This is a genomic window from Enterobacter cloacae complex sp. HYC033_NIDB (genome assembly GCF_056673335.1).
This window is the reverse complement of the sequence record NZ_CP115123.1, coordinates 3,489,681-3,511,238: the sequence shown is the minus strand read 5'-3', so window position 1 is coordinate 3,511,238 and position 21,558 is coordinate 3,489,681. Positions and strand designations below refer to the sequence as shown.

General features: G+C 58.4%; 15 protein-coding genes. All 15 read left to right on the top strand.

Annotated features, from left to right (window positions below; genetic code table 11):
- Positions 1 to 33 precede the first annotated feature (33 nt).
- Positions 34 to 1,809: a type VI secretion system-associated FHA domain protein TagH gene (gene tagH / locus O1721_RS16810; protein WP_032648559.1), complete on the top strand. Its 1,776-nt coding sequence runs from the start codon at positions 34 to 36 to the stop codon at positions 1,807 to 1,809.
- A complete protein-coding gene (locus O1721_RS16805) occupies positions 1,806 to 2,603 on the top strand; it encodes a PP2C family protein-serine/threonine phosphatase (RefSeq protein ID WP_003859969.1) in 798 nt (265 codons plus the stop codon). The genes tagH and O1721_RS16805 overlap by 4 nt, the downstream gene beginning before the upstream one ends.
- A gap of 16 nt (positions 2,604 to 2,619) precedes the next feature.
- A complete protein-coding gene (locus tag O1721_RS16800; protein ID WP_032648557.1) occupies positions 2,620 to 3,606 on the top strand; it encodes a hypothetical protein in 987 nt (328 codons plus the stop codon).
- A gap of 9 nt (positions 3,607 to 3,615) precedes the next feature.
- Complete coding sequence (locus O1721_RS16795) at positions 3,616 to 4,428, top strand: type VI secretion system accessory protein TagJ (protein ID WP_032648555.1); 813 nt, start codon at positions 3,616 to 3,618, stop codon at positions 4,426 to 4,428.
- Positions 4,421 to 4,984, top strand: coding sequence for a type VI secretion system baseplate subunit TssE (tssE, locus tag O1721_RS16790; RefSeq protein ID WP_015570336.1), 564 nt, complete (start codon positions 4,421 to 4,423; stop codon positions 4,982 to 4,984). Before O1721_RS16795 ends, tssE begins: the two co-directional genes overlap by 8 nt.
- Positions 4,985 to 4,986: 2 nt before the next feature.
- Positions 4,987 to 6,858: a type VI secretion system baseplate subunit TssF gene (gene tssF / locus O1721_RS16785; RefSeq protein WP_023296775.1), complete on the top strand. Its 1,872-nt coding sequence runs from the start codon at positions 4,987 to 4,989 to the stop codon at positions 6,856 to 6,858.
- Positions 6,855 to 7,898 carry a type VI secretion system baseplate subunit TssG gene (gene tssG / locus O1721_RS16780; RefSeq protein WP_032648553.1) on the top strand — a complete coding sequence of 348 codons (1,044 nt, stop codon included), beginning with the start codon at positions 6,855 to 6,857 and terminating at the stop codon, positions 7,896 to 7,898. Before tssF ends, tssG begins: the two co-directional genes overlap by 4 nt.
- A gap of 38 nt (positions 7,899 to 7,936) precedes the next feature.
- Positions 7,937 to 10,552: a type VI secretion system ATPase TssH gene (tssH, locus tag O1721_RS16775; protein ID WP_032648551.1), complete on the top strand. Its 2,616-nt coding sequence runs from the start codon at positions 7,937 to 7,939 to the stop codon at positions 10,550 to 10,552.
- Between the two features lie 24 nt (positions 10,553 to 10,576).
- Positions 10,577 to 12,010, top strand: coding sequence for a serine/threonine protein kinase (locus tag O1721_RS16770; RefSeq protein WP_032648549.1), 1,434 nt, complete (start codon positions 10,577 to 10,579; stop codon positions 12,008 to 12,010).
- A gap of 20 nt (positions 12,011 to 12,030) precedes the next feature.
- Entirely contained in the window at positions 12,031 to 12,834 is an 804-nt protein-coding gene (locus O1721_RS16765) for a DUF8093 domain-containing protein (RefSeq protein ID WP_045324994.1), read from the top strand.
- Positions 12,818 to 13,270, top strand: coding sequence for a hypothetical protein (locus tag O1721_RS16760; RefSeq protein WP_032648547.1), 453 nt, complete (start codon positions 12,818 to 12,820; stop codon positions 13,268 to 13,270). Before O1721_RS16765 ends, O1721_RS16760 begins: the two co-directional genes overlap by 17 nt.
- 71 nt (positions 13,271 to 13,341) lie before the next feature.
- The gene (gene tssI / locus O1721_RS16755; RefSeq protein WP_032648545.1) at positions 13,342 to 15,903 is read left to right on the top strand and encodes a type VI secretion system tip protein TssI/VgrG; all 2,562 of its coding nucleotides are present in this window, start codon (positions 13,342 to 13,344) and stop codon (positions 15,901 to 15,903) included.
- The gene (locus O1721_RS16750) at positions 15,903 to 16,601 is read left to right on the top strand and encodes a hypothetical protein (RefSeq protein ID WP_032648543.1); all 699 of its coding nucleotides are present in this window, start codon (positions 15,903 to 15,905) and stop codon (positions 16,599 to 16,601) included. The genes tssI and O1721_RS16750 overlap by 1 nt, the downstream gene beginning before the upstream one ends.
- An 81-nt stretch (positions 16,602 to 16,682) precedes the next feature.
- Positions 16,683 to 17,123, top strand: a complete 441-nt coding sequence (locus O1721_RS16745; protein ID WP_032648541.1) for a DcrB-related protein — start codon at positions 16,683 to 16,685, stop codon at positions 17,121 to 17,123.
- Between the two features lie 3 nt (positions 17,124 to 17,126).
- On the top strand, positions 17,127 to 21,551 hold the full coding sequence (locus O1721_RS16740; RefSeq protein ID WP_479953228.1) for an RHS repeat-associated core domain-containing protein: 4,425 nt from the start codon (positions 17,127 to 17,129) through the stop codon (positions 21,549 to 21,551).
- The last annotated feature ends 7 nt before the right edge of the window (positions 21,552 to 21,558 follow it).

Genomic DNA, 21,558 nt, shown 5'->3' with positions numbered 1-21,558 from the left:
TTTGAGCGCTAATCATACCAGCAGGAATACGCCATGCGATTCACGATTATTTCTACGAAACCCGGTCATCAGCCGCCGCAAAGCAGCTGTGATTTTTATGCCCCGGGCGGCACCATTGGGCGCGGTACGGATAACAATCTGGTGCTGCCGGACAATGACCGCACCATCTCGCGTTTGCAGGCCATCGTTCACGTCGACGCCAGTGGCGAATGCCGCGTCACGAACCGCGGCAGCGTTACCCGCGTGGTACTGAATGATATCCCGCTGGAGCGTGGGCGTCAGGTTGAGCTTCAGGATGGGGATATTCTCGGTATTGATGATTATCGCATTGAAGTCAGCGAACTCATTCATGACACCCAGCCCGTAAGCCGCATGGCGGCCAGCATGCAGCAGGCGCGCCCAGTGGCGACACCTGCACCAGCGCCGCAACCGAAACCGGCCAGCGCCGCGCCTCGTGGAAAAGCTGAACCTACGGCCGTGCCGTCGGAAATCTGGGACAGCCTGATGCAGGAGTTTTCCATCTCCGACAGCATCTCCAGCAACCGGGCAAAACCACAGCCCGCGGCCTCCCACGACCCGTTCTCCCAGCCTGCGGCCCCGGAGCGGAATGCCGAAGATCCGCTGGCAATGTTTAACGACGCCGAACCGTCGCTTGAACGTAAAAACGTTGACCCGGACACGCTGTTCAGTGATGAAGCGTTGTTTAAAAAAGAGAGCATCTTTGACGATGTCACCCCTTCAACGCTGGTACAGCCGGACGAAAGCAAACCTGCCCAGCCAAAGGAAGAGGCGTCTGACGAACTCGATCCGTTAGCCCTGTTTGGCGGGTCGGCGAGCGCACCTGCCGCGCGTCACGATGACCCTCTCGGCCTGATGGGCGGCGCGCCGTTAACCCATCCGGATGAAATCGTGGCCGATAAGCCGGAGCCAAAGCCTGAAGCGCAAGCCGCACAGGAAGAGGATGCGCTGGCCAGCTCACCGCTGTTCGATCCGGAACCGACTGAACCACAGGATGCGCCGCGCGCGGAAGAAGAGCCCGCGCGTCCCGATTACGCTGGCTTCACCATGCCAACGCCGCAGGCCGTCGCACGCAGTAGCGCACAGACGCCGAAGGGACGTCTGCGTATCGACCCGGTTAAAAACGCTGCATCGCCTGCTGCCTCCGCGCAGACCGGCGAGCGGGGCGAGGTGCTTCAGGGCGAACTGCTGGAGGCGCTGCTGGAGGGCATGGGCCTGAGCGAAATGCAGCCGGTGCCGCAGTTTGACCGGGAAAATATGCGTCAGCTGGGGCAGATCCTGGGCATGTTCTCGCAGGGGACCGTGGCGCTGCTCTCCTCGCGCTCCATCCTCAAGCGTGGGGTGAAAGCCGATATGACCATGGTGCTCGACGATGCGAACAACCCGTTCAAACTGTTGCCGACCGGGAAAACGGTGCTGATCCAGATGTTCGGCACGCCGATGCCGGGCTTTATGCCGCCGACCAAATCGGTGCGTGATGCGCTGATCGATCTCCAGGCACACCAGCTAGGGATGATCTCCGGTATCCGCGCCATTATCGCCGCTATGCTGCAATCCTTTAACCCGGAACAGCTGGAAGAGCAGGCGAAGCAGAACGGGATGACGTCACGCCTGGCGCTGCCGGGCAGCCGTAAAGCCGCGCTGTGGGATTATTTCGTGCGTAGCTATGGCGAGACGGCGGGCGAGATCGAGGACGACTTCCATACCCTGTTTGGCGAAGCCTTCCTCCATGCCTATGACATGGAGGTCAATCAGTACAAAGACTCACAAAGCGGATCGGAAGAAAAATGAATATCGCAACGGCTTCTCTCTCCCGCCAGGGGACGCGCGCCAGCAACCAGGATCAGACGGGAGAAACCATCGGGGAACGTTCAGCCTGCTTTGTCGTCTGTGACGGCATCGCGGGCCTGCCGGGCGGCGAGGTGGCCGCTGAGCTGGCCCGCAACAGCATTATTTCCCGCTTTGATGGCGACAAGCACCTGAATGCGCAGCATATTCGTGACTACGTCCAAACGGCGAACCGCACCATTCTCAGCGAACAACAGGCCGTGCAGGACTATCGCCGGATGGGCACCACGCTGGTCAGCCTGTTTATCGACAGGGATTACCGTCTGGCTTACTGGGCGCACGCCGGAGACAGCCGCCTGTACCTGTTTCGCCGCGGCTGGCTGTGGCATGTCACCACCGATCACAGCCTCGTCCAGCAGATGAAAGATGCCGGGCATCAGACCGACGATCTCAACAGCAACCTGCTGTATCTGGCGCTGGGTATTGAGAATGGCGGACCGGAAGCGAGCTACAGCGATGTCGTGCAGGTTGAGGACGGTGATGCCTTCCTGCTCTGCACCGACGGTTTCTGGCACGGCGTCAGCGAAGAGCAGATGAAGCAGTCGCTGCACATGGTCAATACGCCACAGGAGTGGCTGACCCTAATGAACCAAATCATTCAAAAGAATGCCGAACAGGAGGGCAATGCTCAGGATAACTATACCGCCGTGGCGGTGTGGATGGGCAACCCTCAGGACACCACTTTGCTGCATACGCTCTCTGACGCAGCACAATTTCTTCCCTGCGGAACTGATTAGACACACAAGGATTGATATGAAACTTTGGCTATCGGGTTTGGCTCTTCTGACGGTGGCGACCACCGCACAGGCTGAAAACTTCCGCATCGTGCAGTCTCCTGCGCAGAAGCTGGATATCTGGATCGACAACATTAAAGACAATACGCCGCAAAGCTGGTGTAAGGCGGACGTGGCGCTGCGTATCGTGGCGAACGGCAAGAAAGAGGTTTCGGTGCTGGAAAACTTCGTGCCGCGCCTTGGCTCGCTGCTGGAGCACCAGTGCAGCAAGCTGAATACCCTGAACTGGACGCTTAACGATCCGGAAGGCACGACGCTTGCCCGGGGCACAGCGGCTAAAGCGCAGGACTGGGCGCTGGTGGTGAAGCAGCAGGAAACGGCGGCGGCAACGACCCCCACCTCAGGCGCGCTGCTGCCACCTGACCAGAATCCGGAGACGCACACCGTGGCGGCAGATCGTACGCCATGGCAGGAGTTCACCCTTCAGGACGGTTGCCACCTGCGCACCTTCTGGGAGGGCGGTTCCTCCGCGCCAGCGCTGTTTATTCCGGATTCCGACACCACCCGCTGCGGCAACGGCAGCTGGCTCAGCGGCCACACCGTGGTGACGCAGAACCGTAACGGGACGCAGAAAGCGATTCCGGTCACCTACATTCACGGCTTCCCGGTGATGGGGCTGAACAACACGGTCGATCCTGAAAAGGCGCTGATCACCTCCGTCAACAAAGAGCGCATGGTCTTCAGCACCCAGAACAGCGACCAGAGCTGGATGATCCTGCCGTACGACAGCACCCTGAACGGCTGGAAGAGCAACGGCACGGTGGCGGTGGAAATCACCCGTGAGATCGCCAGCGACGACGCCAGACTCCAGGCGCGTATCGCAGAGGTGAAGAAGATCTGGAGCGCATGGGTTGCACCGGGCGCGGAGCTGAACGTTGTTCTGATTGACACGCTGCGTCCGCAGCTGCGCGATCCGGCAGTGGGCGCCTGGCGCGCGGCGAATTAAGGAGGGGCTATGAATACGCTTTATCAACGTCTGGCGGGGGAGTCGATTAGCGACGCGCTGCTTCGCCTGGAAGCCGATATCAAAGCCCGTCCGGCGGATGCCGATCTGCGCGCCGCGTTTGTGCAGTTTCTGATCCTCAGCGGCAACTGGGCGCGCGCCCTGACGCAACTGAAGAGCTGGCTGGCGCTGAAGCCGCAGGCAAAACCGACCGTAACGCTGCTGGAGCAGGCCATTCAGGGTGAACAGCAGCGTGCGCGCGCGTTCGCGGGAGAGGTACGACCGGCAATGCCCGAGGCGCAGTGGCCGTGGCTGACGACGTTAGCCCAGGCGCTGACCGAAAGCGCAGGGCAAGCGCAAACGCTGCGCCTGGCGGCACTCGAACAGGCCCCGGCAAGCCGCGGGCAGGTCACGCTGGAGAATGAAGAGAGCCACACCTTTGAATGGCTGATGGACGGCGATGCCCGTCTGGGGCCGGTGTGTGAAACCCTGGTCAATGGCCGTTATTTCTGGGTGCCGTTTTGCGCCATCGACGCGATCCGTTTTCAGGCTCCGGCCAGCGTGACCGATCTGGTGTGGCGTCATGCGCTGGTCCGCCTCACGGACGGCACCGAGCAGGTGTGTCAGATCCCGGCGCGTTATCCGTTTGCTGACGGGGCGCCAGACAGCGTTAAGCTGGGGCGCACCACCGAATGGCTCCCGCTGGACGATGACGGCGCCCTGTATGAAGGCATGGGACAGAAAGCCTGGCTGAGCGAGCAAAGCGAAAGCCCGCTGCTTACCCTGAGCCTGGTGACATTTACCTCGGATGGTGCGGATGAGTAATCCCGCTGGCGAAGGCGATCTGCTGCGCAGCGGCTGGCAGGCCCGCAGCAGGCAGGAGAAAGTGGGGGCGCGCGACAAAATGCAGCCCTCACTGCTGGATCGCCTGACGGATAACGATCCGGAAAAAAAACGCGAGTCCGCCAACAGCAATCTGATTACCCACGCCGCGCTGCGTCGTAACGTCCTGCGGGATTTACAGTGGTTGTTTAACACCATTAACCACGATGCCTCCAGCGATCTGAGCGGGCTGACGCAGGTGAGCCGTTCCGTCGTGAATTTTGGCGTGGCGCCGCTGGCGGGGAAAAGAATGTCCGATATTGAATGGCACGACATTCAGCGCAAGCTCACCGAAGCGATTATTAACTTTGAACCGCGGATCCTGCCGCAGGGGCTTCAGGTTCGCTGCGTGTCCGATACCTCCTCGTTAGATCTGCACAACGTTCTGTCTATCGAAATCAAAGGTCGCCTGTGGTGCGTGCCGTATCCGCTGGAGTTTCTCTTTCGCACCGACGTCGATCTTGAGAACGGCCATTTTGAACTGAAGGATGCGGGGTAATTATGGAAAGCAAACTGCTCGAATATTACAACCGTGAACTGGCCTATCTGCGCGAGATGGGCGCAGAGTTCGCCGAGCGCTACCCGAAAGTGGCGGGGCGGCTCGGCATGCGCGGCATCGAAGTGGCGGACCCGTACATTGAGCGCCTGATGGAAGGTTTCGCCTTCCTGACCTCCCGCGTGCAGATGAAAATGGACGCCGAATTTCCGCGCTTTTCACAGCGTATGCTGGAGATGATTGCGCCAAATTATCTGGCGCCTACGCCGTCGATGGCGATCGCTGAAATTCAGCCCGACAGCAGCCGCGGCGACCTGAGCAAAGGCTTTATTGTGCCGCGCGGCACCATGATGGACAGCCTGGCGCTGAAAAAAACCGGCGTTACGTGCAGCTATACCACGGCGCACGAGGTGAACCTGCTGCCGTTAAAAATTGAGCGGATCGAGCTGGGCGGCGTTCCCGCCGATCTGCCGCTGGCCCAGCTCGGCCTGAGCCAGCGGGGGATCAGCAGCGCCTTACGGATCCGCATTGCCTGCGATGGCCCGCAGCATCTCGGGCACCTGGACTTTGACCGCCTGGAGTTCTTCTTAAGCGGCCCGGACATCGAGGCGCTGAAGCTGCTGGAGCTGGTGATGGAGCACCACGCGGGTATTGTCTGCCAGACGGTCAGCAAGCAGCCCCAGCGCCAGCTGCTGTCGTCTGACGCCCTGCGTCAGGAAGGCTTTAATGCGGACCAGGCGCTGCTCCCGGACGATCTGCGCAACTTCGACGGCTATCGCCTGTTGCAGGAGTACTTTGCGTTCCCGGCGCGTTTTCGTTTCATCAGCCTGAGCGGGCTGGGCAAGCTGATCCAGCGCTGCGAAGACGAAAAAGCGTTTGATATCTTCATTCTGCTCGACAAGAGCGACGATCAGCTGGAGCGCGTGGTGGATGCCAGCCACCTGGCGCTGCACTGCACGCCGGTGATCAACCTGTTCCCGAAAGTGGCGGCCCGGCAGAAGCTGAGCGAAAGCCAGCATGAATACCACCTGGTGGTGGATAACATCCGCCCGCTGGATTATGAAATTTATGCCGTGAAAAAAATTTATGCCAGCGCGGATGGTCAGCGGGACGACCAGACGTTTCGTCCGTTCTGGAGTACCTGGAGCGGAGACGCGGGCAACTACGGCGCCTATTTTTCCCTGCGCCGTGAGCAGCGCGTTCTCTCCGAACACGCGCTGCGCTATGGCACCCGCACGGGCTATATCGGCTCGGAGGTCTTCGTCTCGCTGGTGGATGCGCAGCACGCGCCGTGGCAGGAGAATTTGCGCTACATTTCCGCCGAGGTGCTGTGCACCAGCCGTGACCTGCCGCTGATGCTCCAGCAGGAGCTTGGGCAGTTTATTATGGCCGACTCCATGCCGGTGAAGGCGTTAACCCTGCGTAAAGGCCCGACGCCGCCGCGTCCGGCGCTGGCGGAAGGGTTCAGCACCTGGCGGCTCATCAGCCAGCTGCAAATGAACTACCTCAGCCTGATGGACAGCGAAAACGAAGAGGGCGCTGCCGCGCTGCGTCAGCTGTTAGGGCTGTACGCCAACCTGGCCGAGACGCCGGTTGCCCGTCAGGTGGATGGCGTTCGTCACTGCGTGCTGGAGCCGGTGCACCGCCGCGTGCCTGAACCCGGGCCGGTGGTGTTCGCCCGCGGGATCGGCATCACCCTGACGGTGGACGAACGCGCCTTTTCCGGCGCCAGCCCGTGGCTTTTCGGCAGCGTGCTGGAACGCCTTTTTGCCCGCCTGGTCTCCATCAACAGTTTTACGGAGTTCACGCTCAAGAGCCAGCAGCGTGGTGAAATCGGCTACTGGGCGCCGCGCATGGGTAAAAGGGCGCTGGTATGAGTGAAGTTGCCCCTGCAACGCTGCGCGTGCATCGCCTGACGCCGCTGCCCGATGCGTTCTGGCGCGGGGTGCGCGAGACGCCGTGGCGCTATGATCTGTTCCAGCTGTTAAGACGCATTGATGCCCAGGGCGGTGAACGTTACCCGCTGGGGCGCGCGCCGCTGCCTAAATTTGAGCCGCTGCGTATTGGTCAGCAGCCTTCAATGGGCTTTGCGCCGTCAACGGTTGCTGAGGTACGGCAGCGGGAAGAGAACGGACTGCATGACGTTTCCATACTGAGCTTCGGCCTGTTTGGTCCTAACGGCCCGCTGCCGGTGCACATGACTGAGTATGCCCGCGAGCGTATTCATCATCATCAGGATCACAGCCTCAGCGCGTTTGCCGACCTCTTTCACCACCGCCTGACGCTGCTGTTCTACCGCGCATGGGCGGACGCGCAGCCTGCCGTTTCACAGGATCGCGACGACAACAGGCGCTTCGAAGGGTATCTGGCATCGCTGATTGGCATGGGGCAGCCTGCCCAGATGTCGAAAGGCAGCCTGAGCGCGCACGCCCGCTTTACTCACGCCGGGCACCTGACCCGACACGGGCGGGACCCGGAAGGGCTGGAGAAAATCCTGCGCAACTATTTCAACGTGCCGGTCAGGCTGGTGGCCAACGTCCCGCAGTGGATGCCGCTCTCAACGCGGGAGCAGGCACAGCTGGGCGAGGGGCGGCGTATGCCGCGCATGGGAGAGTCCGCTTTTCTCGGCATTGCGGTACGCGACGTGCAGCATAAATTTCGGCTTGAGATTGGCCCGTTGAGCGCAGACGACTACAACCGTTTTCTGCCGGGCGAAGGGTGGGTGACCGAGCTGCGCGACTGGGTGCGACAGTACGCCGGGGTGGAATTTGAATGGGAAACACGGGTGATCCTGCGCGCCGATGCGGTGCAGGGCGCCACGCTCGGTAGCGCCGGGCGATTAGGGTACAACACCTGGCTCGGCCTTCAGCCTCAGCCTGTTCCGCGTGGCGATCTGGTGTATCGCGCAGAGCGATAATCCTTCCGTATACCGAATCATTGTTAATGGAAACTAACATGTCAGAAATTAGCCGTGCCGTGCTTTTCGGCAAACTGGATACGCTGTTATTTACCTCTCTGGAAAGCGCGACTGCCTTCTGTAAGCTGCGCGGCAACCCGTACGTTGAGCTGGTGCACTGGCTGCATCAGCTGATGCAGCAGCAGGATGGCGATCTGCAACAGGTCATTCGTCACTTCGCCCTTGATGAACAGCAGCTGACGCGCGATATCGTGGCGGCGCTGGATGCCCTGCCGCGTGGCGCGAGTTCCGTGTCTGATCTTTCCGAGCATATCGACAGCGCCGTCGAGCGCGCCTGGGTCTACGGCTCGCTGAAGTTTGGCGTCAGCCGCATCCGCGGCGGCCATTTGCTGATCGGCATACTGAAAACGTGGAATCTGGCTAACGTGCTGAAAAGCATTTCGGCGCAGTTCACCCGTCTTAACGTCGAGGTGCTGATCGAGCAGTTCGACGCCATTTGCGCCAGCAGCAAAGAGAGCCAGCAGGCCGCCGCCGCTGCGGACGCGCCTGCCGGGGCCGTACCGGCTGCGCAGGGCACGCTGGCGCAGTATGGTCAGGATCTGACGGCGCGCGCCCGGGAAGGGAAAATCGACCCGGTGGTGGGGCGCGATGAAGAGATCCGCCAGATGGTCGATATTCTGATGCGTCGTCGCCAGAACAACCCCCTGCTGACCGGGGAAGCCGGCGTCGGGAAAACGGCGGTGGTGGAAGGGCTGGCGCTGCGTATCGCTGACGGCGACGTGCCGGAGCCGCTGCAAAACGTTCAGCTGTGGCTGCTGGATATCGGCATGCTTCAGGCCGGCGCGGGCATGAAAGGGGAATTTGAGGCGCGCCTCCAGGCGCTGATTAACGAGGTGCAGTCCAGCGCCACGCCAATTATTCTGTTTATCGATGAGATCCACACCCTGATTGGCGCTGGCGGTCAGCAGGGCACCGGCGATGCCGCTAACCTGCTCAAACCTGCCCTGGCGCGCGGGCAACTGCGCACCATCGGCGCGACCACCTGGGCGGAATACAAAAAATACATTGAGAAAGATCCGGCGCTGACCCGCCGTTTCCAGACCGTACAGGTTCACGAGCCGGACGAAGCCAAAGCCGTGCTGATGCTGCGCAGCACCGTGTCGCCGCTGGAAACTCATCATCAGGTTTTACTCCTCGACGAAGCGGTCAGCGCGGCGGTGAAACTGTCGCATCGCTATATTCCTGCGCGTCAGCTGCCGGATAAAGCGGTGGCGCTGCTGGACACCGCCTGCGCGCGCGTGGCCGTCAGCCAGAGCGCGCCGCCTGCCCAGCTGGAAGACTGTCTGCGTCACCTGGCGGCCCTGGACGTGGAGCTGGAGATTGCTGAACGCGAAGCGCGCGTGGGGGCGGGCGATCCGGCGCGTGTGGCGGCCTTAACCGCCGAACGTGACGCGTTCGAAACCCAGCGCGAAGCCCTGGCTCGTCGCTGGGAAGAAGAGCGCACGCGGGTGCAGGAGATTATCCGTCTGCGTGCCGCGCTGTTTGCGGCGGGTGATGAGGATACGGCTGAACTGCGCGGCCAGCTGGCAGAACAGCAGCAGGCGCTGAAGACCTTACAGGGTGACGAACCGCTGCTGTTTGCCGCGGTGGATGAGAACGTGGTGGCTGCGGTGGTCTCAGACTGGACCGGGATCCCGCTGGGCCGGATGGTGAAAAATGAGATCGACGCGGTGCTGAATCTGGCCGACACGCTGAACCAGCGGGTTATTGGTCAGCGTCACGGTCTGGATCTGATTGCCCGTCGGGTAAAAACCTCGCGGGCGAAGCTTGACGATCCGAACAAACCGGTCGGCGTATTCATGCTCTGCGGGCCATCCGGCGTGGGTAAAACCGAAACCGCGCTGGCGCTGGCGGAGTCGCTTTACGGCGGCGAGCAGAACGTCATTACCATCAACATGAGTGAATTCCAGGAAGCGCACACCGTTTCGACGTTAAAAGGTGCGCCTCCGGGCTATGTGGGCTATGGTGAAGGCGGCGTCTTAACCGAGGCCGTGCGCCGCCGTCCCTACAGCGTGGTGCTGCTGGACGAAATTGAAAAAGCGCACCCGGACGTGCACGAGATCTTCTTCCAGGTCTTCGACAAGGGCTGGATGGAGGACGGCGAAGGGCGCCACATTGATTTCCGTAACACCATTATTATTCTGACCTCAAATGTCGGCACCGACCTGATCGCAGCCATGTGCGCCGACCCGGAACTGATGCCGGAGCCTGACGCGTTAAGCGGCGCCCTGCGTCAGCCGCTGCTGGAGGTGTTCCCGCCAGCGCTGCTGGGCCGCCTGCTGGTGGTGCCGTATTACCCGCTGAGCGACGAGATGCTGGGGCAGATTGTGCGTCTTCAGCTCAGGCGCATTCAGCGTCGTCTGGAAGAGAATCACAACATTATTTCTGAATTTGACGACAGCGTGGTCGAACAGATTGTTCAGCGCTGTACCGAGGTTGAGTCGGGCGGGCGTATGGTGGATGCGATTCTGACCAATACGTTGCTGCCTCAGATGAGCCAGATTTTACTTACCGCCAGCCGCAGCGACGAGCAGTACCGACGTCTGCATGTCACCTGCGAGCAGGGCGAGTTCCACTGTCAGTTTGCCGCGTAATAATCATCAAGAGAACTGTAAAAGATGACGGATAATGATAACAATCGGACTGTCCCAAACGCGCTCCCGGTCGGGTACCGTTTCAATGAGTTTGAGATAAAAGAGGTGATTGGCGGCGGCGGATTCGGCATCGTCTATCGCGCCTGGGATCACCAGCTCGAACGCACTATCGCTATCAAAGAATTTATGCCTTCCTCCCTCGCCGTGCGCGGCGAGGATATGACGCTGGTGCTGCGCAGCGAGCGCTTCGGCAAAGCGTTTTCTGCCGGTCTGAACAGCTTCATCCAGGAAGCCCGCCTGCTGGCGCGCTTTAACCACCCGAACCTGCTGCACGTACTGCGTTTCTGGGTGCAAAACGACACGGCCTATATGGGGACGCTGTTTTACAGCGGTACCACGCTGTCGCGTCTGCGCGAAGAGAAACCGGAGCTGATTAACGAGGCGTGGATCCGCCGCATGCTGCCAATGCTCTTCGGCGCCATCAAAACGATCCACGACGAGGGTTATCTGCACCGCGACATCTCGCTGGATAACATTCAGATTCAGGATAACGGCCTGCCGGTGCTGCTCGATTTCGGATCGGCGCGCCGCACCATCGGTAATCTCTCGGATGAGACGGAAACCATGCTGCGTCCGGGCTTCGCGCCTATCGAGCAGTATACCGACGACAATGAAAGCGAGCAGGGGCCGTGGACGGATATCTACGCGCTCGGCGCCGTATTGCGTACCCTCATCGTAGGCTCTCCGCCACCGGTCAGCGTGGTACGCTCGATTCAGGACACCTGCAAACCGCTGGTGGAGCTGATGCCGCAGGGCTATTCCATCCCGCTGCTACAGGCCATCGACAAGGCGCTGGCGCTGCATATGGAAGACCGTCCGCAATCCATTGAGGAGTTCGCGGCGCTGATCGAGATGCCCGTCGCCGGTATCGACGAGGTGCTTACCGCGAAGAAGACCGGCACGATGCTGGTGCCGGTGGAAGAGGAGACATCTGCTTCCGCGCTGGACTGGCGACGTTACAAGCTTCCGGGGCTGGTGGCCGCGGGCGTGCTGGTTGGGGTGGTTGCCGGGGCGATGCTGTTCGGCGGCGACAGTCAGGAAACGCCAGAGCAGACGGCGCAAACGCCTGCCGTGAGCCCTCCGGCTGAGACCTCCGCCCCGGCGGAAACCAGACCGGCAACGGCAGACGTGAGCGAGCCGGTTGCGCCACCTGCTACGGCGCAGCAGAGTGCGCCGCCTGTCGACGCCAGCCCGGTCGCGCTGGTCTATATCCGCATGCTTGATGGCGAGACGCTGAAGGTGAACGGCGAGTCTAAAGCGCTGCGTCCGGGCAATAACGGTTACGCATCGCTGAAATTGCCTGCGGGCGAGACCCGCATTGAACTGGAAGGCAATGGAAGAACGCGTACCCAGACGCTGGATATTGCGAAGCCAGGCACCTGGCTGGTGAATCCGTAGGAGTTTAAACAGGAGATACTATGGAAGTGTACGATCTTCGAAGCCAAAGGCTTCGTCCAAAGGAATTCGAAAAGATTGTCTCTCCTGTCTATGCACGGAGCGACGTAGGGCGTGAGTTTGTTGTGGTGCGAGGCGTTTCAAATCCATTTCACAGCATTGATGGTTTAACGTTACGACATCGTTTCGAATTTAATCCTAATGCCGTTTTTGATCCCCTCTATGCGCAAAATCTTAATAAAATAGAGCGGTTAATTGACTCAGGGGAGGTGGTCTTAATAGATCACCGTCAACGGACAAAAGCCCTATATCCCTTTTTCATCTCTGAGTCAGGGGAGTTGTTTTGTGTTGATGAGACGATCTACAACTCAGCTTTTGTGAATTACGTCCTCGAACGTTACCGAAATAATGTCGCTCTATTTGGAAAACCAGCCCCAACGCGTGATTCATTCGTTCCCTCTACCAATAATTACGGACCGGGTTACTGGAAAACTGTTGAAGATGATTATCATGGCACAAAAAATGTTGTGATTATGGCGATTAATCGACTGACGAGCATGGGGGATGAGGGACGAGTATTTGGGTCGGACGGTAAAGATTACATGAATACGTCGCGCGATAAAATTCAGCGCTGGACAGCGCTACCCGGAGATCTGGACGGTGAATCGCGCGTGTTTATATCTGCGAAATCGGTCATCAGACGATACGGAGAACAACGATCCATTTATCAGAAATACCTTGAGAGCGATGATGCCTGGGCAGTAAGTGGTAAATCATGGCAATGGATACCTGGAGTCAGAGAAGAGGATTATGAATTTAAAAAGTAAATTATGGTATTTCTGGGGAAGCATGGATGTACTGGCTCTTTTGCTTTATTCTGTAAACTCACTTCGCCAGGACAGGATCCCCTTCATTTCAGATTTAATCGCGTTCACAGGAACCTCAGATGTAGTTTCAGGAGGCGGTTACTACTTTATCGTAACACTCTTTTTTATATTTGATTTGCTCTTATTACTTTCACTTTTTATTTCAGCTTGGTTGTTTTTTAAGAAAAAAGACGTTGCGATTAAATTTGCCCTTATTCAGGAAGTTTTCCGTCTAATTTCGTTCAGATGTTCGGTTTCTTTTTTCCCACTTCTGGTAAGTGTGTTTGGTATTTCAAGTGTCTGGGTAAATTTAGGATTGTTCGTTATCTCGGAACTGCTAAAAGTATATTCTCTTGTTTACTTAATGGGCAAAAGAAAAAGAACTCATTCACTTTAATATATAAATGACGCTGATGCGTAGATGCGAACCTCTTTTCTGAATCGCATAAGCTAGATGGAATAAAGATTATGCTCAACCGAATTACCGTTCAGCTCCCGGTTGAGGGGCTGCTCTTCTGGAAACTCTCCGGCCGCGAGGCGATGTCCGAGTCGTTCGCGCTGACGCTGACTCTGCTCGGCACGGATGCGCGCATCGACCGCAGCAGGCTGCTGGGCCAGCCGGTCACGGTGACCATCCCCACGCAGAGCCTGCTCACTCCCCGCTACATCAACGGCAAGATTACCCGCGTGGCGGTGAGCGCCGTGGAGCTGACGGGCACCCGCTACGCGGTGTACCAGCTGACGGTGGAGCCGGACCTGTGGCCGATGAAGCGCGACCGTAACCTGCGTATCTTCCAGGGCCAGACGGTACCGCAGATTGTCAAAACCCTGCTGGGTGAGCATCAGGTTAACCTCGAAGACAAACTCACCGGCAGTTACCGGGTGTGGGACTACTGCGTGCAGTATCAGGAATCGAGCCTGGACTTCATCAGCCGCCTGATGGAGCTGGAGGGGATTGCGTACTACTTCAGCCACGAGGCGGACAAGCATACCCTGGTACTGACCGACGCCGCGACACAGCACCAGCCGTTCAGCGGCTATGAGGTCATTCCTTACCATCAGACGCCGTCCGGCGGCAGTACGGATGAAGAGGGCATCAGCCAGTGGGCGCTGGAGGACAGCGTCACGCCGGGAATTTACAGCCTCGACGACTATGACTTCCGCAAGCCGAATGCGTGGCTGTTCCAGGCGCAGCAGAACCCGGCGTCACCGAAACCGGGCAGCATCGACGTGTACGACTGGCCGGGTCGCTTTGTGGAGACAGGCCATGCGGAGTTCTACGCCCGCATCCGTCAGGAGCGCTGGCAGGTTGAGCATCAGCAGATTCAGGCCACCGCCACGGCGGCGGGCATTGCGCCGGGCCACATCTTCACCCTGACCAACGCGCCGTTCTTCAGCGACAACGGCGAGTATCTGGTGACGGCGGCGGGCTACCACTTCGAGGAGAACCGCTACGCGAGCGGCGAGGGGGAAACCATTCACCGCACCGATTTCACCGTTATCCCGGCGTCGGTGTCGTACCGTCCGGCGCAGAGCACGGCGTGGCCGCGCACCTACGGCCCGCAGACCGCGAAAGTCGTGGGACCGCAGGGGGAAAGTATCTGGACGGATAAATATGGCCGCGTGAAGGTGAAGTTCCACTGGGACCGTCTGGCGAAGGGCGATGACACCAGCTCTTGCTGGGTGCGCGTGTCAAGCGCCTGGGCGGGCCAGGGCTACGGCGGGGTGCAGATCCCGCGCGTCGGCGATGAGGTGGTGGTGGACTTTATCAACGGCGACCCGGACCGTCCGATTATCACTGGTCGTGTCTATAACGAAGCAAGCATGCCGCCGTGGGCGCTGCCGGCTGCCGCGACGCAGATGGGCTTTATGAGCCGGACGAAGGACGGCTCCGTGGACAACGCCAACGCCCTGCGCTTTGAGGACAAGGCGGGCGCAGAGCAGGTGTGGATCCAGGCCGAACGCAACATGGACACCAGCGTTAAAAATGATGAAACGCACACCGTCGGCGGCGCGCGCAGTCATTACGTGAAGAAAAATGAGCTGCATCGTGTTGAAGCGAACCAGATCCAGGCGGTGAAAGGTGGGACCGAAATCCTGACGGGCAAAGGCAAGCTGGATGCGGCGGTGGAGCAGTATGTCATTGCTTCCGGGACGAAGCTGAGGCTGGTCTCAGGTGAGAGTGCTATTGAGCTTAACGCTAACGGCAAGATTAACCTGATCGGCAAAGAGTTTAACTTCTTCGTTGAGGGCGATGGGTATATCACCACGGGCGGTAAGCTGCATCTGAATACCTCTGGCACTAAACCTGGCACAACGGCACCGGGGTCGGGACATAAAGGGGATATTGATGCAGCTGTGCAGGAGAAGTTTTCGCCTGAACAAAGAAAGAAAGGGGCAGGAGCGTCTCCTGTGCCATCAGAGTCTGCAACGAAACCAGCACCTCAAGCTACAGCAAGTAATGCCACTTCAGCACCACCGACTCAAGGTGAGGACAAGTTTTCAAAGATCTCACCTATTATTTTCCAGAATGAAGGCGGATACGTTAATGACCCTAACGACTCCGGGGGAGCTACCAATAAAGGAATTGCGTGGAAAACATGGCAGAAATATGCCAAGGAAGATCTTGGCGTTGAACCCACATTGGATAACCTAAAAAATTTAACCAATGAACAAGCTGAGACAATTTACCGTAAACGTTACTGGGAGCCGTCTGGATTTAACAATCTTAATGATCCTAAACTCGCACTAATGTCTTATGATTGGACCATAACCTCCGGCGGAGCCGGTAAACAAATCCAAAAATTGCTGAACAATGAGTTTGGCCAGCAGTTGATTGCAGATGGGAAAATAGGGCCTAAGACAATAGAAGCAATGAACAGCGTAAGCGACTCAGCGAAACTTACGTCCAGAATAGCGGACATCCGTAAAGAGTATTATGAAAATCTTGTGGTAAATAATTCCAAAAATGCTAAGTTTTTGACAGGTTGGTTAAATCGAGTTGATCGGTGTGCACAGGTGGCTTTGTAATGAATATAAAATTAGTAATGTTATTGATGGTTGCAGGTTTTAATAGTGGTCATGCAATAGCTAAAGATATTTTTTCTGGTCAGTGGAGCGGAGAACAAAAAAATGAGTCAACACTCACTTTACGATTAACTCAAGCTGGTCAAAATGTGAATGGTAGTTATTGTTATGTTACGCAAAACGGTAACCGCATTGACTGTCCCCCAGATGATGAGAGTGATCTAAAGGGTGTTATTGCTGAAAATACAGCAAATGTGGAATTTAACTCTTCATTTGGTGGTGAAAAGGGACGTGCGAAACTGGAAGTGGTTGGTGATAAAATGATTTGGACTTTAATTACACCGCCACAGAAAGGTGAATATTCTGCTCCGCGGAATTATGAGCTAACAAGAGAGTTAAAGTCATCGGCGTCCGAAAAAAGAATTTTTGATACCGATAAATTCAATATTACTCTAGTAAATAAATGTGGTTCGTTTGAAAACGACTGCAATGATATGTTTTATCTTGGAATTAGAAAAAGTGATAATAGTACAATATCTTTAGATGGTAAGACTTTAAACGATGCGACAGGAAAAGTAATTGGTTCTTTATTTAAGAATGGCGAAATTACCTATACAGTTACCTATAACCCATTAAAATTGGTAGTCAGCAAAGGTGGTCATATTTTAGTTGATCAGCCAGGTCAATGGGTTAATAAGTAGAATCTATTACTAAAGGTCAGTATTCTCTGACCTTTATTTTTGCCTTAACTTTCCTTGATATTAATCATCCCGAGTTCACTTATGAAATACACCCTCCAGGAAGGTTCCTTTACCCTTTTTCCTGCCGCCTGGCAGGACAACAGCATGAACATCATTCGTGATGACGAGAGCGGATTATCCGTGGTAGTCAGCCGCGGCGTGATTCCCGATGGCAGCGACTACGAACAAGAGTTTCACCGCCAGTGGGACGTGCTGCGTCCTCAGATGGGTGAGATCGCCCAGAGCGAATTTCAGCACGTAAAAGCCGGGCCTGACGGAAAAATTAACGGGCTGGAAGTTGAGACCACCTTTGACCGTAACGGCCAGCGCCTGTGGCAAAAACAGCTGGCCGTGCAGACGCCAGGCAAACCGGTACTGATGATTTTTACCCTCTCGGCCTTAAAAGCCTTTACGGAAGAGGACGAGGCGCGCTGGAGCGCACTGAAGCAGAGTCTGACGCTAAACGACAACCGGAATGTGTAAGGCATGAGCGATAACAACGCGGCCCGTAAGGGCGACGAGATTATTCACTCCAGCATTTTTGCTGATATTACCAGCATTGTGGCGGAAGGCGCTGCCTATGCGGTGATTGGCGCGGCGGTGGGCGCGGCAGCGACCGTTGCGGCCCCACTGCTGGGAGCCGGGGCAGCAGCAGCAGGCGTGGCGGCAATTGGCTCCAGCTGTCTGTTGAGCGGCATTATTGGTGGGGTTCTGGCGAACGTCGCCGGGATCACCGACGATATCAGCAACGCCGCTGAAGGGCTGGGTAACGCGCTTTTCCCGCCGTCGCCCGCAGGCAAAATCACCACCGGTTCGAGCAATGTTCTGACAAATAAACTTCCCGCTGCGCGCGCCGCCGGGACGTTAACGCCTGCCGATACCCCGTCCCCTGAGCCGCAGTCGCCGGGCAGCTTTGCCGACTATGCGGGCATGCTGCTCTCCGCTGCCGGACAGTTCGGCAGCGAGATGTGGCAGCCCAGCGTCGCCTCTGCCGCCGCGGGGACCTCGCCGCTGGAAGAAGACAAGGTGGCGTGTGATAAACACTCCGGGCCGCAGTATCTGGCGGAAGGCTCGAAAAGCGTCTTCATCAACGGACAGCCTGCGGTGCGCGCAAAAGATCGCACCACCTGCGAGGGCACCGTTTCCGACGACGTCTCCCCGAACGTGATCATCGGCGGCGACACGCTCACGGTCCGCGATATCAAAAGCGGTAAAACGCCGGGTCTGGCGCTGGGGATGATTGCGCTCTCCCTGCTGCGCGGGCGGCCAGGCAAGATCCTGAAAAACATGCCCTGCGCGCTGGCTGCTGCCGGTGGCGGGATGCTGGCTGATATGGCCGTCAACGCCGTGTTCGGCTCCTCGCACCCGGTTCATGCCGCTACCGGCGTGAAGGTGCTGAATGACGACGACGAACTCGATTTCTCGCTGCCGGGGCGCTTTCCACTGCGCTGGCAGCGCAGCTACAACAGCCTGACCACCCGCGAAGGGCTGTTTGGTCTGGGCTGGGCTACCACCTTTGACAGCTATCTGACGCTGGAAGAAAACAACGCCACCTGGTTCGATGAAACCGGGCGCGAGCTGAGCTTCGAGCTGCCGCCGGTCGAACGCGCGTTTTACAGCATCAGCGAAGGCATTATCATCCGCCGCAATGAGAGCGGCGACGTGGCGATAGCCGACGATGACGGCGCGGTGTGGCGTCTGTATAAACCGACCCGCGCTAACCCCTCCATCCTGCGCCTGGTCTCCCTCAGCGACGAATACGGCAACGCGCTGCTGACTGAATGGGATGAGCACGGGCGGCTGGTCGGACTGCACGATGAGCCGCGGGCGATCGATGTCACCCTGCGCTATGACGATGAACGTTTCCCGCAGCGCGTTACCGCTGCCAGCCATTTTGACGGCAACCAGACATGGCCGCTGATGCAGTGGGGGTATGACGCGCGCGGCCAGCTGGCCAGCGCAACGGATGCCTCCGGCGTGGTTACCCGTGAATACCGTTATAACGATGATGGCCTGATGGTCTGGCACCGTCTGCCGGGCGGGCTGGAGAGCGAATACCGCTGGCAAAAATTCGACCACTGGCGCGTGGTGGAAAACCGCACCAGCACCGGCGACGGCTGTCGCTTTAGCTACGATTTAGCCGCCGGGCTGACGACCGTCGATCACTACGACGGTCAGACGCGAAAGCATTACTGGAACGCGCAAAACCTGATTGTTCGCTACGTTGACGAGCGCGGTGAGAACTGGCGCTACGAGTGGGATGACAACGAACTCCTCACGCGTCGCATCGATCCGCTGGGTAATGCCGTTACCTTCGTCTATGACGAGATGGGCAACCGGGTGCAGGAGATCGACGCCGACGGCAATACCCGCACCACCACCTGGCTGGAGCACCGTGCGCTTCCGGCGTCCATCATCGAAGCCGACGGTAGCGCCACCCGGTTCCGGTATGACGAACATCACGGGCTGAAACGCGTGGTGGATCCGATGGGGCAGACCTCGCTGCTGCGTCGGGACGAGTTTGGTCAGGTTGTGGAAGAAGTCGATGCCGCCGGGAACAGCCGTTACCAGGAGTACAACGAGGCCGGGCAGATGGTGCGTGCGACGGACTGTTCGGGCCGTGTGACACAATACCGTTATCATCCGCTGGGCTGGCTGGTGGCTGAGATAAGCGCCGACGGCGAAGAGACGCGTTACCGCTACGACGCCGCGGGGCGTCCGGTGCAGCTCGACCGACCAGAAGGCTGGACCGAGTCGCTCAAATGGAACGAACGTGGCCTGCCGGTGAAGCATGCGGGCGCCGACGGGAAAGAGAGCGAGTTCAGATACGACGAGGCAGGGCGCTTAACCGCCACCCGCAATACGCAGGGTGAAGAGGTGCGCCGCCGCTGGGACAGCCGCGGACGGCTGGTCGCCATGGAAAACGAAAACGGCGAAGCGTATCAGTTCCGCTGGGGCGCAGACTCGCTGCTGCTGGAAGAGGTGGGACTCGATGGCGTGGCCTCGCAGTATCGCTACGATGCCTGCGGGCGTACGATAGCGCGCACCTTTGCCGCCGGACATCCGGAGGCCATTACCCATGCCTTCGCCTGGAGCGCGAGCGGCCAGCTGGTCGCCCGCACCACGCCGGAAGGGCAGACCCGCTACCACTACACCCCGTCCGGACTTGTGAGCCGGATTGGGCTGCATCCCGCGCTTTCAGCCGATGCCTGGAGCGCCGAGGCCGAGCAGGAGCTTGTGTTTGAGTATGACGCGCTCGGGCGCGTCACGCGCGAAACGGACGAGCACGGGGAGCTGGCGTGGGAGTATGACGCGCTGGGTAACCGCACCTCCGTCACGCTGCCCGATGGCCGGGAGCTGAAACAGTTCTACTACGGCAGCGGACATCTGCTCAGCATCGCGCTTGATAAGCTCTCGGTCTCCGACTTTACCCGCGACGAACTTCACCGTGAAACCAGCCGTACGCAGGGGCTGCTAATCACACGCAGCGAATACGACCGCCTTGGCCGACTGCATCGCCGGGACGTCTTTACCGGCAATGCCCAGCGCCCGTCGCCGCGCCGCTGGTCCCGCCGCTGGGATTACGACTATCGCAATAACCTGGTGCGGGAAGAGCGGGACGATAACCCGTTCAGCTGGTACCGCTGGCAGTACGACAGCGCCGGACGTCTGCTGGTTCAGGACGGCACGCTGCCCGGCCAGGAGCAGTGGCGCTGGGATGCTGCCGGTAACCCGCGCGAAGGCTCTGCTGAGAAGGTCACGCACAACCGTCTGACGCACCTCAACGGCATTCGCTGGCGCTATGACATCCATGGCCGCACCGTGGAGAAGGATAACGGCCAGACCCGCTGGCACTACCGCTATGACGGCGAGCACCGCCTGACGGAGGTCATCAGCCAGCCGCGGGACCGCAACAGGCCGCAGACGCAGGTCAGCTTCCGCTACGATCCGCTCGGGCGACGCATCAGCAAAACGCGACGCCAGATGCTGTTTGGGCAGCCAACCGGTAAGCCAGTCACCACCCGGTTTGTCTGGGAAGGGTTCCGGCTGTTGCAGGAGGTGCACGGGGATGTGCCGCTCACCTACGTCTACAGCGATCAGGACAGCTACGATCCGCTGGCGCGTATTGACGGCGTTGATGCCCCGGAGATCTTCTGGTTCCACTGCCAGCCCAACGGCACGCCGGAGCGGATGACGGATATCGAAGGGCAGGTACGCTGGGAAGGGGTGAGCAGCGCCTGGGGCAAGCTGCTGCGGGAAAGCGAGACGCAGGTATCAGGATATTCCCAGAACCTGCGTATGCAGGGGCAATACCTGGACCGTGAGACAGGGCTGCACTACAATCTGTTCCGGTATTATGACCCGGACTGCGGACGATTTACGCAGCAGGACCCGATAGGGCTGGCGGGAGGGATTAACCTTTACCAGTATGCGCCGAATGCGCTGGGGTGGGCAGATCCGTGGGGGTTGACTCCTGACGATCTCATTCGTTACCGGCCACATGATTCTCTTTCTGCTCAAGGTGGAGCTAGAAGCTCTGCTATTTCTAGGGCATGGGTGCAAGAAAAAGCCTTATTGCAGGATGGTGGGGCTGGCACAAGAAATTGGACAGCGCAAGAGAGGGATTTAATTTTGAAGACTCCCAACAAGAGCCTAACCTCTGTGATGTCCCGGGCAGGCTATACCGGGCATCATATCAATTCGGTAGAAGGCAATGGTACACTTGGTTCCAAATGGCAAGGTGATCCGAGGAACATTGTATTCTTGAAAAATCATAACCATCCCGACAAGTTCAATGAGCATGTCCATGGTGATCAAGGACATAGAGGGAATACTAAGAACTCGACGCGTGGGCGCTTAATCGATAGAGAAAGAACATTAAAATCTAGACAACGATGTAAGCAATTATAGGTGGAAA